The following is a 17,136-nucleotide window of genomic DNA, read 5'->3' on the forward strand; positions in this document are numbered from 1 at the left end:
AAAGGGCGGCCAAAAGGCCGCCCGAAGCGTACTACACGAGAGTCTTTTACAACGTCAGCTGCCCGCGTTCCTCCTCAGTCAACTGCTGCTTCGCCTGTTCATCCAGTGCCCCCGCTCCCAGCACCTGCACCGGGCTGTTCGGGTTGTAGCCGGTCGCCGGCGCACGACTGGCGCCATCCCGGGTCGGCGCCAGTTGTTCGTTGCCGAAACTCAGCACCTGCACGGTGAACACCGACGCCTGGTTCTGCCGCGCTGCTGCTTGCTGCTGACGCGCCACGTCCTCAGCGGCCTGGGTTGCCGAAGATGCCGCCGAACTGGCCGAGGTGATCGCCCCGGTGTTCACCGCAGCCACCACCGGTACGCCACTGGTTTTACCCTGTACGGCGATGTTGGCCGCGTTGACCACGGTCAGCGCGGCGATGTTGACGTTGCCCGAGACGCGAATGCCCGCCTCGCCCGCATCGATGGTGCCCAGCGGCGCGATAAGGTCGATGTCGCCTGGTGCGACTTCGGCAATCGGGTTGAGTGTGGCGATACCCGCACCGGTGCTCGGCACCGAAGGCGACAGGGTTACATTGCCCCAAGTGTCGTAAACCCGTTTCGGCGGGGTGTAGACCACAGTGGTTTTCGAGCCGCGACCGGCGTTGATGTCGCCCTCGGCCGACCAGCCGAGGATCGAGCCGCCGAAGGTGGTCATGATCCGGCTCTGCCCCAGCAGAATGCTGCCCTGCGAGTAGAGCTGAATGTTGCCCGAACCCTGGGTGATGATCCCAGCGGTGGACGGTGGCGCCGCGCCTTCGATGCCGAACACCTGACCGCCGCCCGGGGTGAGCATCTGGATATCGCCGCCGAACAGCGTCTTGACCCCTGCTCCGCCATACAGCGTGATGTCGCCGTCGTAACGCAGCGGATTGCCCGCCACATCGGTGCTCGGGAACAGTGCGGCAATGGCGTTGCGACCGCGCAGATAACTGCCTTTGCGCGGACCGTCAGCGTCGTTGTATTCCAGGCCGCCGGCGCGCAGTTCGGCGAAGTACACCTGGCGCGCAAAGATCGCCTGCTCGGCACTTGGCAGCGCGGTATAGAACGCCTGTGCCTGCTCTGCGTTGCCGCTGAAACCGTAGCCGAGCGTCAGCCAGCTCTGCAACTCGTCGAGGTAGGTCTTGACCACTTTGCCCGGCTGGCCGTTGAGAGAGGCATTCGGATCAGCAAGGTTTTGCGGGTTCAGGTAACGGGCGATGAACTTTGTGTAATCCGGCCCCTGCGCGCCTGCGCCCGCCTGCAATACCACGCTGGCACCAGGCCGCAGATCCCCGGCCACTATCGCGCCGAGACTGGTGATGCTGGCGCGGTTTTCCATCAGGATGTTGCGCCCGGCATTGATATCCAGCGTTCCAGGTCCGGCGATATCGAAGCTGCTGTAGAGAATGTCGCGGCCCGCCGAGACGCGCGATACATCTCGCAGGTCATTGTGGACGAACAGGTTGCCGGTGGAAAAAATGTCCTCCTTGCCGCTACTCATTTCCACTGTCGGCACGGCCGCAGGCTGCCCCAGGGCAGTGCCAGAGGCAACGATGTCGCGTCCGGCGATCATCCACACAGGCCCCGCCGCTTCGTACCAGGTGCGTCTGGAAGTGGAAAAGCTCAACGTTTCGCCACTGCGAATGCCCACCAGGTCCCCCGTCAGCGCATAGAATCGCGCCGGCCCCTGTACGTCGTTCGATCCCGAGTAGGTGTTGGGACCAAAGGCAAACAGCGGATATCGCACGTTGCCCTCTGCCGCTACGCCATCGTCGCTGTAGTTGGTGCGCAGCGGTTTTCCGGCGTTGCTGTTGGTGTAAGCATTGAATGCCGGGTTGAACGGGGTAGCCACGGCCATCGGGCTGGCCCCCGACTGGTTGATCGCATAGCCACCGGCGTAGATAGAGTCACCTGCCAGCAGTTCAAGCTGCCCCGACTTCGACGGCGCCAGAAGCAGTGAGTAACCTTGCAGCGGGTAGTTGTTTACGCCAATGAATGTCGCGGATGGCCCTGCATAAACGGACCCTTGGCCCGCCACCGCGCGCAGAATCGATGGGTAGACAAATCGGCCGTCGGTAGGCGAGGTATTGCGGCCCGTGATCAGGCCATTGGATGTACTGAATTCTGCTATCTGTGTGCCCGGCGTCAGGTTCCCGCCAGCCGAGAACAGATCGATTGCCGTGTGGTCAGTCCACAATGAAAAGCCACTGAGGATACCGCCCTGCTCAACGCTTGCGTCGGCCGCCATGATCGGGCTGGCGTTCATCAGACTCACTCGCCCAGGATCCGCGGCACCGCCCAACACCAGATCACCGCGGCTGCTCAGGCTCATGCCCGAGTCACCCGGAATCAGCACAACGCCTCCGGAAGCACTACCGGTGGTCGAGGTAAACGGATCAAGTGCGCGGGTTTCCCGAAGATCATTGAACACGGCGCCGGCGCCGTACTGCAGGTTGATGCCGCCGAGTGCTCCACCCGTCATGTGTGCCGCGCCGCGCAGGTTGATCAGCGCGCCCTGCAGATCATGATTCGGTTGGCCGAAGCCGGTTTCTCCGGCCCGCGCTTGCAGCGAAGGGTTGAGCGTGCCGCCGATACGAATGTCCATGTCTCCACCACCGGTCATCTGCACGCTGCCATCGCTGGCGACTCGACCGGTGCTGCCTACCGCGACGATCAGCCCCTGACCTCGCGGGTAGTTAACGGCATCGCCTACCGGTTTGAGCATGCCGGCATCACCACCAGCCCGCAGGCTGATATTGCCACCGCCCAAGGTACCGAAACCGGTGAAACCCACCAGGTAGGGTTCAGTGTTGATCACCCGATCTGAGTTCATTTGGGTGGAATAACTGCCGAAGTTGATCCACCAGGCCGTGGGCACATCCGGGTTTCCCGTGCCTTGACGCCACAGCCAGTTGCCCACTGCCACACTGGCCATCTGCTCGCGGAACCCGCTCGCTGTCGATTGAGCTTTCGTCCCGACCGAATCACCGGAAACCGAGCCACCGGCATTGATTGTCAGGTTGCCCCCCATCTGCGGATACCAGGCCTGATAGAGGCTGTCGCTGCCGCCGTCGACCCATTTTTCATAAGCGGCACCGGCCGTACCCAACACCGAATCGTTATCCGAAAGATGCCCGCGCGGCTGGTTATAGAGCGGGTCGATATTCGCTGATTGGGTGCCGGCGGTGTACACGCCGAACGGTGAATCCATGCTCAGATTGCCGGCGGCGATCAGGTCGAGATCACCCGTGCCGGTGCGCAGAACACTGAACATCTGCATATGGGCCTTGGCCGTTTTCCCGGGATTGTTGCCGATGCACAGTTCCGGCTGCAGATCACAAATGAATTGGGCCTCCTCGGGAACCGGTTCGTAGTCCGGCCCCATTCCACTGCCTGGCGCCCAGACCCAACGGGCCATGGGTACGCACAAGTCGGCAATCTGCTGGCAGTACTCGAGCATGTCATCAGGGACCGGCTCGTAGGGCGTAAAGAAGGGATTATCCGGAGCCCAGACCAGCTTGCCCGCCGCCGTGGTGATGTTGACGCCGTAATGACTGTCCGCCAGCCGCAGATTGCCTTCCGGGGTCAGCGGTTTGACCGCACGACTATCGGCCGCAGCCAGATCTGCACCGGCGACCACGCGCATCGACCACGACGCACTGCCCGACGGCAGCATGCTGGCCAGCGCCCAGTTCTTGCCTTGTTGTGTGCCGTTGAACGGGCGCAACTCGATCAGGGAAGTGCCTTCGGCGAGCTTCACATCGGTCATCGACGGAATCAGCGAACCGCGCAACAAGGCCAGTTCGCCCTTTAATTTCACTCCGGAGAACGTAGTCAGGTCTGCATCGTAAACGCTGGGCAACGGCACACCCTTGGGCCAGTTCATCGCGTGCAGGGCGGTGGCCTTGTTCAAACGGATCCCGGCACCCAGGCGAGTGTCGGCAGGCAATGTCACGCTGTCGCTGAGCAGTGTACCGGCGGCGTACAGCAGATGACCGTTGCTGTCGTGGATCGCCCCCGCCAGCACGGTGCCGGCGCTGAAGGTATACGCCTCGTTGAGCACAGCTTGAGTCGGCAGCAACGTGCCACTGGCCAGAACCGCTGGTTGAATCATCACGTCGTAATTGAGTGTCGCCCCCAGCGGAAACTGCGTGCCCTCGGCCAGCGTCACTCCACTGCCCGGCACGATCAGATCGCCGCCGAACGGCTGCACACCGGCAATCAGTTTCCAGCCGGCATCGTCCTGGGTTTCCGGTGGCGGCGCGAACCCGTCGTTGATGCTGCCGTAAATATCGAGGTTGCCACCGGCGCGAATCACCAGGCTGCCGGCCTCGCCTGACCCGTACACCGACGGATTCAATTGCGTGTGCGGATTGAGGCTGGCATAGCGATAACCTGAAAGGTCCAGATCACCCTCCACCACCAGATCACCGTCAGCCGTCTTGCTGGCGATTTCCACGCCCGGGCGCAGATGGAACGCGTCGGCGTAAGTGGCGTTGTTCAGCCCGGCGAGTTTGCGTTGCAGCAGATCATTATTGCCCAGTGCGGCGTTGATAAAGTCATTGCTGTCACCGTGAATGCGTTCGAGCATGGCCTGATCAATCACCTGATACGGCCGACCACTGACCGCCGGATCGACACCATCGCGGGCATCGGTGTAGCGGCGCATACCGTTGAGGCCGATGGAGCGAGCGCCCTGAATGGTCAACACACCACTGGCGTCGATGGCGATGTCATTGCTGCCCAGACGCGGCGCGTTCAGCTCCAGCGTACCGCGCAGCATTCCATCGTGTTGCCCCGCGAGGAAACCGGGCACGACATCGGTGCCGTGGCGCAAATCGATCCGCGCGCCGTTGCCCAGCGTGAGCAAACCATCGCCGGAACTCAGTTCGACCGTGGCGCGGTTCGGCGCATCGATGATCTCGCCGTAGCTGTCGACCCGCAGTACGCGACCATGGGCATCGAGCACGCTGCTGCCAGTCAGCGTCAGGCCATTTTTCGCCGACAGACGAATGCTGCCGACTCGTTCGCCGCTGGCATCGATCAGACCGGTCGCCGTCAGGCTGCCATTGTCCACCGAGACATTGACCTCGCTCGCCTTAAGACCATCACCGATCACCAGGTTGCCTTGCTTGAGTTGCAGGCTGCGGCTGCCGTACACCTGCCCGGCGTTCAGACGCTGATTGAGCGCGGCGAATTGCTCGGTGGCGTCACCTCCCAGGCGCTGCGCGCGAATGTCCACGCCACCGGCCTTGTACGGCACCAACGTGCCCCCGGCGTCGTAGTAACCGCTGCTGCCGCCGACAATCTCGCCTTGCAGATCGACCATCCCGGCCGCATCGGCCAGAGCGACGACGCTGAGGTTACCGGCCTGATTGTTCTTCGCCGACAGGTCGATCCGCGAGCCCGCAGCCTGACGGATATTGCCGTTGGCGCTGTACAGCGAGACATCGCCGCCCCAGCTGTATTTGCTGACATCGTTGAACGGCAAGGTACGTCCGGCCAAGTCCAGCACCGCACCATTGCCCAGCGTCAAATCGCCCTCGGACTTGACGGTCAGCTTGCCGCTGGCCAAGGCGATACGGCTGTCGAGCACGACATCGCGGGCTTCAAGGTTCAACTCCGCCCCCAAGGCATTGGCCACCCCGGCAGCCCCGGCGCCGCTGAGCGTCAGGCTGTTGCCGGCCTTGAGCAGGCTGACCGATGCCGCCTCACCGGTGAGCAACGGCGTGCGCAGGTTCAGATTGCCGCCACTGTAGCTGTAACCCTTGAGCGGATCGTAGGCGCCCTGCTCCTGATACACCGCCAGGCTGCCCTTGTGATTGGCGGTGATGCGCTCGCTGGCGCTCAGGTTGACGTTGGCAAAACCCAGCGCCAGACGATTGTTCTGATCCAGTCCGCTGGCCTGAGGCATCGGTCCGTAACCCAGCTCGATCCGCTGAGCCTGAATGTCCAGCGTGCCGCTGCCGGTGCCCGCACCACCCGTGATGACAGCGCCAGGGCTCTGGGTAGCGCCGTTCCAGATCAGGTTGGCCGTGCGGATGCTCGCCACATCGTTGGCATCGCCCAGACCGTAGATCGCCGGGGTGACCAGCACCAGGTTCTGCAGTTTGCTCTGACCGGTCTGTGGATCGATCGTGTCGAGGCTCACGCTGCCGTAGAAATTGAAGGCGTCGCGAGTGGTCAGGCTCAGGGTTTCCAGGGCCGGCGCGGCAAACTGTGTATCACCGCGCAGCAAGCGGTCGAGTACGTTCTGGTTAAGCGTGAGGCCGGCGGGAACGCGGCTGCCCACCGCTGCAAGTGCTTCGGCGCTGCCGGTATTGACCGAGCCGACCGACAGTGCCAGATGACGGGTGCCGAAACGCACCGCTTCACCGAGTTCGAACTGGTTATCCGTAGCAGCAGTGATACTGCCGTTCGAATACAGCAGGGCCGGATTGTTGCACGCACTCGCTGCGCAAGTGCCGATCCGGATGCTGCCCGCGCCGCTGATGCCGCTGGCCGCTTCCGGCGCCAGCACATTGGTCCAGCCGTTGGAAACGACCAACAGGCTGGAACCTTTCGGCTCATAAACGTAACCGGCCAGCGAGTCGTAGGCCACGTTGCCACGCCCCAGCGTATTGATCCCGCCTCCCGCCTCGACCGTGATGCCGCCAAGTGTTGACGTGGTACGCAGCAAAACCTGCGGCGCAGACAGAATCGCCCCTTCACGCAAGACAATACTTTCACTCGCGCCCAGGAAGCCGATGATGTTAGCGGTCGTGTTGTACAAGACATTCGGCATCGCACCGATGGTCAGCCGCCCCGCGTTGAGGCTGTTGAGCGTGTCGGCGTACAGCGACACACCGTTGAAACCCGGTGTCGATGCACGGCCCGCACCCAGTATCTCGAAGCTGCTCCCGGCGTTGCCGCCACGTACCACCGCTGTGCCGGCCATGCCGCCCTCGGCAGCCTCGAACAGCGTGCGCCCGTTGAACTGCAAAGCGATGTCTTGCTTGCCGCCGGAGGCCAGGCGCAGATCCAGTGTCTTGCCGTCCATGGGTGCCAGCGCACGCGGCACACCGCGCCGGGCGGCGTCGCTCTGGATGAATTGAGAGAAACCGGTTTCGTTGTACTGCGAGTAACGACGCAACACATCGGCTGACGTGAGAATCAACTGACTGGCCAGGCTGTCACGCAGGCCGGTATTGGCAATCGACATCTGCCCGCTGCTGGTCCATGAACCATTGCGCAGTGGCAACGCCCCCGTTGTCACGCCGGGTGCTGCCTGACCGTTTACCTCAACCCGGAACGCACCAGGCATCAGGGCAAACGTTGACGGCAACAGTGTGTAAGTACCCGCCGCCAACCCCGGCACACCGGCGCCAATAGTGACCTGCTGGCCGATGCGCGGATCGACTGCACCGGCCTCGGCCAGCATCGGCGCATAGCGGCTCTGGTTGCCGGGCACGATGGCATACACCGGGTTGCTCGCCAGCCCCGGCAGGCTGAAGGTGCCATCAGGCGCATTGCGCACCAGCGGGTTGAAACGTGCATCGGTGGAACCCCCGCGACCGGAGACGAAACCGGCGCCACGCAGATCGCCACCGCCGGACAGGTCGATGACCGCACCGCTTTGCACATCGGCGAACTGCGTGCCGATCGACACGCCTGATGTTTCGCCGGAGATGCCGTTGAGCACCACGGATTTGCCGTTATAGCGATAGTCGATACCGTCCGTGGTGCCACCGTACGGCATGACCAGACCGGCACCGCTGACCGAAGTCAGACTGCCCGGCAGAAGACGAACCTCGTGAGTGGTGCTGAGCAAATCGTCACCCAATACGATCTTGCCCAGCGGTGCACGCAAGACACCGCCCTGTTCGATGTACGCGGCGGAAAAAATCAGCTTTCCGAATGCCGAGTACGGCACCGCAGTCGGTGCCGCGCCGTGGCCGCTGATCCGCAAGGTGTGTTCGGAAACCGGGACCGCGCCCTGATAACCGGCACGCACCTCAGCTTGAACGCCGGTGGCGGGATAGATCTGCGCCGCACCGAGGTTCAAGTCGCCCGGCGTCCACAGCCTGGTTTTCTCCGCGCCATCATTCGGCGCGAGGAAGCGCAGGTCGCCGCTGCTGTCGAGGCTCACCAGACCGAAAGCCCGACGGCTGTATTCAACGGCCGGCGCCGGCCATTGCAGGATCGAACCCTGCACCCCGAACGACAGGCCATTGCTCACATCCAACAGGTTCGCGCTGGCATTGAACGTCGCGTCGGACAATCGAGTCGTCGGGTCTGGGAGCAAGCGTGGGCGTACCATGCCAAAGCCGGCAAAGTAGGTGCCCACCCCCGACAGACGCAAGTACGGCGCACTCAGATCGACCCGTGCCGTGTCTTTGGAACTCTCGGCGAGAGACAACGCTCCGGCGTACAGATTGAGGCTCTGATTCATCCGCAGATTGACGTCGCCGTCGAACGACAACAGGCCATTGCTCAACAGGCTGAGGTTATCGAAACCGCCTGCCATCAAGCCGTCGGCACTCAGCCGGCCCTGACCGTAACGCAAGCCATCGGCGCCTTCACCGGGTAGCAGAAGCGTGGGCAGCAGCCTGTCTCCAGCCCCTTGGCCGATGATCATTTCCCTCGGTACCCGCACCGCATTGCTCGCCGAGTCGGAATACAGCGGCGTCTCCAGCGCCAGTTCCAGACGACCACCGGCCGCTCCGACACCCCCTGCCGCTGCACGCAGATTGCCTTCAACGAATAGGCCATTGTAGGAACTCAGGCTGATCCGCCCGCCCTCCGTCGCAACGCGAGTCGGCCCCTGGCCGGCGATATCCACAACCGCCTCGGTGCCGGAAGCCTCCAGCCGGGCGCCCTGACGCACGATCACATAGGCATCGGCGGCCGTGGCGGTGGCCAGTTTCGCATCGATTTCTCCGCCGATGATGATGCTGCCACCCTTGCCGACCTGACCGTAAGTGCGGCCCAGCGCATCGACTGCCGTATTGGCGCGTCCGGCGACATCCAGCACCGCCTGTTCACCGATCCAGATGGAACGGTCATGCGCGTTCGGATCGGCCACGACAATGGAGGTCGCCGGTTTGTTCGAACCGAACTGCTGCTGACGGATATCAATCGCACCACCCCAGGCATTCAGTTCACCTTCCACGGTGATCTGCCCGGCACCGCGCAGCTTGATGCTCTGCCCCGGATCGACGCTGATCCGCGAACCGCGGCCCAGCGTCAACGTGCTGTTGGCGGCATCAATCAAACCGATCAGGCTGGCCCCGCCCTGCAAGGTCAGGCTGGCGCCGGCGCGTTGGGTCAACAGGCCCTTGGTCGGGTTTTCCTGGAACAGCGTCGGTGACCACAGTTCCAGCGCCGTTCGCGGATCGGCGCCACTGACCTGATTCGGCGCGGCATCAGCGAAACGGTACACCGGCATGTGCACATCGATCGCCGTACCTTCAGCAACGCCCAGCCCATTCAGGCCAATCAGGTTGTAGGCGGAAAAGCCCTTGCGCAAAAGATCGGCAGACAGCTGCAGTGTATCGTCGGCCAGCGCCTTGTCGGTCTGACCGATGAGAATCCTGTTGGCCTGTACCGTCAGCGTGCCGCCTCCAGTGACACCGTAGCCACGCAGATCGCCCGCAAGGTTCAGGTGGGTTTCACCGGGCGCCGAAATCGCACTGGATTCCAGCGTCAGGTCCCCGCCCTTGCCACCCCGGGTCTTGCCGTTGGCCAGCACAGCGCCGCCGGAGGACACATCGAGCAGACTGCCTGCGCCCATATCGATGTCGCCACTGCTGCGGATCGACAGCAAACCGCCATTGAGGTACGCCAGACTCGCACCATCGTCCGGGTTGGTGCGCAGGTTGCTCCACACGCCACGGGTATCGAGTTGCACACCGTCGGCCACGTTGACCTGCGTCGCCTTGCCGACCTTCGCCGTGAGCCGAGTGTCAGCGGTGTCGCTACTGAGAAACTGATTGAGCACGTTGCCCAGCCGCAGGCTACCGCCACGCGCGCTCAGGTCGGCGCCGATCTGCACATCCGGGGAATACAGGGTGATGTCGCCACCGTTATCGACCGTCAGCGCACCGTCAATGGCGATCTGATCCTTGGTCGAAACCTTGAGCGCACCGAGGCGGAATCCGTTGAGCTGATCGTTATCGAGATACAGCTTGCCCTTGCGGGCATCGGACACCACGCCGGTCAAGTCCGGATCGTTGCCAGCGACCGGACGCGCGCCGCCAATCTGCACCTGGTCCAGCGTCGGATTGAGGGTGTAGAGCAGGCCATTCGACGCCGCGACGAAGGTCGGGTCGTAACTGCCGACGATCAACTGCGCACGCCGGGCCAACGCGCTCTGGCTCTGCTGATAGCCGTCGAGCACCGGTTTCGGCGCCTGATTCTGCCGCTCGCCCTGATACACCTCGCCGATCATTTGCCCGTCGAGTACGGCGTTGGCCGTGGAAATCACCAGTTGCCCGGCATCGCGGCCCACGGTGTAACCCGACTCGAAACGCGAGCGCGGGGCAATCAGCGGGCTGTAGTAATAACTGGTCTGGCCCCAGCGTTGGCTGCTGTCTTCATAGCCTTTGTACAGGCCGCTGTAGAGCAGGTCCCCCGGCGCACGCGACACTTCATACAACTTGCCGTCGGCGCCACGCAGCCAGCTCTGGCGGATCTCGCCGCTCTGCACATCCAGGGTGCCGCCGGACAGGTTGATCAACGAACCTTTTTCCGTGACCACGTCGTTGCCGGCAAAACTCACCGTGCCGCCCTGGGCCATCCACTCGCCGACGCTGTGCCCTTGCGTGCCGAGGTAACCGCCGACTTCCAGCAAGCCACCGGCGGTGTACCAGCGATCCGTGGCGTAGCCGTTGGTGCCGGCCGGCACATGCACCAGATCGCGCACATCGACCCAGATGTCATTGCTGTTGAGCGCGCCCTTCTCGCGGTTGACCGAGGCATCGCGCTGCTCGTTGCCTTGCACGTTGATCTTGATGCTGTTGTTTTCCATTGCCACTTTGACGCCGAGGGCGCCGGATACATCGATCATTGCGCCGTCGCGCACCAGGCTGCGGCGTTGTGCGCTGACCGCGACCTGGCCGCCGGTGGCCAGGGTGATCGAGCCATTCTGGAACTCGACACTGCCGCCGCTCTGAATCTCGACGCGTGACTGATCGCCACGGATCCGGTTATTGGCCGTGACGCCCGTCAGCGCGGCCTGATGCTGGCTGTCGAGGGCCGTCAGGTCGCTGCTGTCGAGCATGATCGCCGTCGCACTACCTTGCCCCAGCGTGACGCTGCCGCTGCTGTCGGTGTTCGGGTTGGTCAGGTGAATCGTGCCACGCGTCGCCACTGACGTGCTGGCGAGCAATACACCGTTCTGCACCACCTCATGACCGGTCAGGGTGATGTCGCCGGTGGCGGACTGGATCAAGCCGTTGTTGGTGACATTGCCCGCCACGGCACCGGCCTTGAAACCGGGGATGACTTCGTTGCCGAAGGTGGTGGACAGCGCATTGCCCTCGGTGCCCGAGCCTTTGCGGATGTAGAAACGGTCACCGGCGGCGAGCACGGTCTGGCCCTTGGCGGTACTGATGCTGCCGTCGTTCTGCACGTCGCTGCCGAGCAGCAAGGCATAACCCCCGGAAGCGGTAGACGATGCCGGCTTGTGGGTGTCGATGGAGGCACCGCGTTCCACCAACACCTTGCCGGCGGCATCGGTGAACGTCGGCTGGGTGCCGGTGCTGTCGAAATACAGACCCCGATCACGGAACTGGATATCGGTGATGTTGGCGGCAGCGGCCACCAGGTTGCGCACGTTGACCTGACTGCTGCCGCTGAACACGATCCCATTACGGTTGATCAGCATCACCGTGCCGTTGCCCTTGATCTGACCTTGAATCTGGCTGGCCCGGGCATTCGGGTCGTTGACGCGGTTTAGCACCGCCCAGTTCGACTGCTGGGCGAAATCGACCGTGGTATTGCGACCGACGTTGAAGGTTTCCCAGTTGAGAATGGCCTTGTCGGCGGTCTGCTCGATTGTCACTGTGGTTTTGCCATCGACCTGGGTCTGCTGCGGGCCCTTCGCGTTCTGCCAGCCTTGAGTCAGGCTGTTGTCGACCTTCAAGCCACCCTCGCCCAGGCCGTCCGGCACGAACTGCACCGTGCCCAACGCAGCAGCGCGTCCGGCCGCCTGCGCCGCTTGTTGCGCAGCAATCGCGGCGACCGTGTTATTCAAGGTCTGAATCGAGCGCTGCAACTGCGCATTAGCCTTCTGCTGCTGGGCCAATGGCGGTGTCATCCCCGGCAACCCGCCAATGCTCGGACGCGCCGCTGCGGCCTGCTGCGCTGCCCCCTTGGCGGCAAACCAGTTCGAACTGAACGCCGTCTGCGCCTGCGCGCTACCCGCCACCAGACACAACGCCACCGCGTGCGCCAATGGCTTGAGCAGCCACAGCGCCGGCTCCACGGCATCACGCTGGAAGGACTGAACGTGGGTACGACGACGGGATGGGCGAGCGAGCATCACTACGAGATCCTTTTTTGATTGCCACATATGGCCGCAGGTGCGCAAAAACCTGCTGTTACGACATAGGCCGTTGGCGAGAGGCGCGACCGAACGGATGTCACACAAACTTCATGTTCGGCGTGTATTCGAGCCAAAAAAAATGACGGCAACCCGAAGGTTGCCGTCATCGGTGTTACGACCGCGCGAGCTTACAAAGGACGACCGATAGCGTTGCAGACGCTGGCGTTGTTGATGTCCAGGTTGTTGCCCGAAGTGTTGGTGATGAAGTTGGCGGTCACAGCGGTTTTCCAGGCGTTAGGCACAGCGACGAACTTGTGGGCCTGAGTCGCAGTGTTGTTGCCCGGGTTGCTGTAGTGCTGAGTCAGGAAGGCTTTGACGTCCGCGGCCACGGCTGCATCCTTGTAGCACTGACCGAAGATGAAGTTGGTGTAGGCAGCCAGTTTGTAACCCGAAGTCGGGTTAGCAACCACTGGCGACCACTTGGACGGATCGGCAGCATCGATAGCATTCGCCGGAGGATTGACCGACGACAGCGCCAGCGTCACGTTGAGCGCAGTCGGCTGAACACCGTTGACGCGAGCAACAACAGCGTTGCTGGTGGCATCGACGCCGTCCGGACCTACATAACCGATGGAACCGTCAACCGCGTTCACGGCAGTGGCAACTTCGGAAGTGTTGGCGACGCCGACCCAGTTCGAAGGCAGAGCGATGCCGCCGATACGAGCGCTGGTGAAGGTGGAGTTGGTCGCAAACTGAGTCGGGCAGACCGAGTTCAGGTGACGAGTCAGGATTTCCGAAGTGCCGCTGGAAACGTTGCGATAAACAACGCGGATCGTGGTCGCGTCGGAAGTACCCAGCAGAGCACCCCAGGTGGTTTTCTGGCCCGAGAACACTTCGCACAGCTGAGCGCTGGTCAGGTTCAGCGCGGTCTGGCCGGCTTTTTTGTACGGGATGGCAACCGAAGTGGCCACCGACGGCAGTTGAATCAACGGGCCGTACGAAGCGTTGTAAGTGTTCTTGTAGGTGCTGAGTTCCGAAGCGTTGAGGATCGAGTCGCTACCGGCGAAATGCACGGTGCCGGTGGTGCTGAAACCGGCCGGGTTGTTGGTCAGGAAAGCGGTCTTGCCGGCACCGCTGCCCACGGCGGCGTAGCTGAAGTTGGCTGGCAGGATGCTGTCGGCCGAACCTTTGTACAGAGCGGCTGGCAGAGTGGCGCCACCACCGGTAACGGCCATGGCTTGAGCGGAAGCCAGGGCGGCGACGGTCAGGGAAGCGGCGATCAGAGTGCGCTTGAACATGAAGAATCTCCTTTTCAACGATGGTTGTGAACACAGGTTTTCAGGGGTCTTGCATGACACTGGGAAGACTCACCGCTGACCTTCGCAAGCGCGGTCCGTGGTTAAGTCGCACTGAGAAATTCGCATCTTGCGGTGACAGATAAAGGAAAAAACCTCGGGAGCTGCGCGCTGATTTTCCGACAGTTTTCTCGGGTGTTTGTGGGGGATTGCGAGGGGTCTGGATCGTGGGTTTGGCTGAAACTGGCTGCAGCCGTTGCGGGGTGGTTGCAGATGACAGAAAGGAGAACCCGAGGATGGGGGGAATCAGGGTCGGGTGAGTATCAGGCTGAAGGGAAAATATTTGAATTTTTTGCTGTTTCGGCCGGCGTCATCGCGAGCAGGCTCACTCCTACAAATTGAAATGCATTACACCTGTAGGAGTGAGCCTGCTCGCGATGACGCCAGACCAGACACCCGAAAAATCAGCTACTGCACCAACTGATTGATCTCGATGATCGGCAACAACACCGCCATTACAATCACCAGCACCACCCCTCCCATCACCACAATCATCAGCGGTTCGAGCAATGCGGTCATGCCCATCGCCCGGCGTTCGATATCGCGGGACAGCGTTTGCGCCGCCCGTTCGAGCATCGGTGGCAGTGCGCCGGTTTTCTCGCCGCTGGCGATCAGGTGAATCAATACCGGCGGAAACACGTTCTCCACTCGCAGAGCCGCCGCAAGATTCACCCCTTCGCGAACGTTGGCTGTCGCATCGCTGACACTCAGACTCAAGCGATCATTGGATAACGTCTGCCGCGCCGCCTCCAGCGCGCGCAACAACGGCACCCCGGCACCGCCGAGAATCGCCAGGGTCGAGGCGAAACGTGCGGTGTTCAGGCCCAACACGAAACGTCCGATCAGCGGCAACTTCAGCACCCGATGATGCCAACTCAAACGTGCCGCCGGATTGCGCAGATACAGGCGCCAGCTCCAGAAAACACCGGCGATCAGCGCCGCACACAACCAGCCCCACGCCCGAATGAAATCACTGGCGGTGAGCATCGCCAAGGTCAGCCCCGGCAGATCCTGCCGCGCCTGGGAAAACGCACTGACCACCTGCGGCACCACGTAACTCAGCAGAAAAATCACAATGCCGATCGACACCAGCCCGACCACACCCGGATAGATAAACGCGGTAAGGATCTTGCCGCGCAGGTTATTGCGCTCCTCGATGTAATCCGCCAGCCGCTCCATCACCTGCGCCAGATCGCCGGACTCCTCGCCCGCAGCGATCAACGCGCGGTAGATCTCCGGAAAATCCCGTGGCCGCGCGGCCAGTGACTCGGCCAGACGCATGCCGCTGCGCACGTCGGCGCGGACCGCGCTGAGGGTGTGGGCGATGTGTTTTTTCTCGGCCTGCTCCACTGTCGCGCTGAGCGCCGCTTCCAACGGCAGGCTGGCACCGAGCAGGCTCGCCAGTTGCCGGGTGGCCCAAGCCAGATCGTTATCCGACATACGCGCACTGAACAAGCCACCGCCGCCATGCTGGGCGACGTTGCTTTCCTTGTGCACCGACAACGCGGTCAAACCACGGCTGCGCAACACGCCGAACGCCGCGCCCTGGCTGTCCGCCTCCAGGTGCCCGGACTCGATCTTGCCAGTGGCGTCGGCGGCTTCAAAACGATAGCGATTCATCAGGCGTCCCGGGTCACACGGAGGATTTCTTCAGGGGCGGTGGCACCGCTGCGAATCCAGCGCTCGCCGTCCTCGCGCAGGCTGAACATCCCGGCCTTGGCCGCTGCCGCACGCAAGGCCTGCTCGCCTGCCCCCTGGTGAATCAGGGTGCGGATGTCGTCGTCGATGCAGAACAATTCGTGGATGCCGGTGCGACCGCTGTAGCCGGTATGATTGCAGGCGGCGCAGCCCACCGGGCGCCAGGTGCCCGGCGCTGCCGGGTCTTGCTGTTTGCACTCCTTGCACAGCCGTCGCACCAAACGCTGGGCCAGTACACCGAGCATCGACGAAGCGAGCAAAAACGGCTCGACGCCCATGTCGATCAAGCGGTTGACCGCCGACACCGCGTCGTTGGTGTGCAGCGTCGCCAGCACCAGGTGCCCGGTGAGCGAAGCCTGCACGGCGATTTGTGCGGTTTCCAGGTCGCGGATTTCGCCGATCATGATGATGTCCGGGTCTTGCCGCAGAATCGCTCGCAATGCCAGGGCGAAGGTCATTTCGATCTTGGCGTTGACCTGAATCTGGCTGATCCCCGGCAGGTCGTATTCCACCGGGTCTTCGACGGTGAGGATGTTACTGGTGCTGGCATCCAGTCGCGCCAGCGCCGCATAGAGGCTGGTGGTCTTGCCGCTGCCGGTGGGGCCGGTGACCAGCACGATACCGTGGGGCTGGCGGATCAGGTGATCGAGTCTGGCCAGCACCTGCGCGTCCATGCCCAAGGTTTCCAGATGCAGGCGCCCGGCCTGTTTGTCGAGCAAGCGCATCACCACCCGCTCGCCATGCCCGGTGGGCACGGTCGACACGCGAATATCGATCGGCCGCCCCGCCACACGCAGCGCGATGCGGCCGTCCTGCGGCAGGCGTTTTTCGGCGATGTCGAGCTGGGCCATGATCTTGATCCGCGACACCAGCGAGCCGTGCAATGCCTTGCGCGGCGAGACTACATCGCGCAGGGTGCCGTCGACCCGGTAGCGCACCACCGAATGGGTTTCGAACGGTTCGATGTGAATGTCGCTGGCCTCATCGCGTGCAGCCTGGGTGAGCAAGGCGTTGATCATGCGGATTACCGGCGCACCGTCCTGGGTGTCGAGCAGGTCGGTGATTTCCGGCATGTCCTGCATCAGCCGGTCGAGGTCGACTTCGTTTTCTGCTGCGCCGACTACAGCGGCGGCGCTGCCGGTATCGGCATAGGCCGTGGCGAGCAGACCGTCGAGCTCGTCATCGCGCACGCGCTTGAGCGACGTCTCACCGAACTGCCGCCGCACCTCGCTGATCGACCAGCCGGGCGTCGACGGGCACACCGTCAGCACGCCGTCGCACAACAGAATGCGCTGGGCCTTGGCCCAGGCGTAGGGCAGTGAACTCATCTCAAAACCTCCCCAATCTCTCTGCCTGGAGGTGTTCCTGTGGTGAGGGGATTTCTTATGGAGAGCGGATTTCTTGTGGTGAGGGGATTTATCCCCGATGGGCTGCGCAGCAGCCCCGAAACCTGACATCCGAATCCATCTGACTGACCGCGTGCATAGGTTTTGGGGCCGCTTCGCTGCCCATCGGGGATAAATCCCCTCACCACAG

The 17,136-nt window shown here is 62.8% G+C and carries 4 protein-coding genes; all 4 read right to left on the minus strand.

Features of this window, described 5'->3' with window-relative positions; genetic code table 11:
* Positions 1–46 precede the first annotated feature (46 nt).
* The 4 genes from AC3WMV_RS15410 to gspE all read right to left on the minus strand — a co-directional run bounded on the left by AC3WMV_RS15410 (position 47) and on the right by gspE (position 16,928).
* The gene (locus AC3WMV_RS15410) at positions 47–12,544 is read right to left on the minus strand and encodes a filamentous hemagglutinin family protein (protein ID WP_103367884.1); all 12,498 of its coding nucleotides are present in this window, start codon (positions 12,542–12,544) and stop codon (positions 47–49) included.
* A 191-nt stretch (positions 12,545–12,735) separates the two neighbouring features.
* Positions 12,736–13,845, minus strand: coding sequence for a substrate-binding domain-containing protein (locus AC3WMV_RS15415; protein ID WP_103367885.1), 1,110 nt, complete (start codon positions 13,843–13,845; stop codon positions 12,736–12,738).
* Positions 13,846–14,310: 465 nt separating this feature from the next.
* Positions 14,311–15,522, minus strand: coding sequence for a type II secretion system inner membrane protein GspF (gene gspF, locus AC3WMV_RS15420; RefSeq protein ID WP_103367886.1), 1,212 nt, complete (start codon positions 15,520–15,522; stop codon positions 14,311–14,313).
* Positions 15,522–16,928 carry a type II secretion system ATPase GspE gene (gene gspE, locus AC3WMV_RS15425; RefSeq protein WP_103367887.1) on the minus strand — a complete coding sequence of 469 codons (1,407 nt, stop codon included), beginning with the start codon at positions 16,926–16,928 and terminating at the stop codon, positions 15,522–15,524. The genes gspF and gspE overlap by 1 nt, the downstream gene beginning before the upstream one ends.
* Between the last annotated feature and the right edge of the window lie 208 nt (positions 16,929–17,136).

It is taken from the genome of Pseudomonas sp. FW305-3-2-15-E-TSA4 (assembly GCF_058787295.1).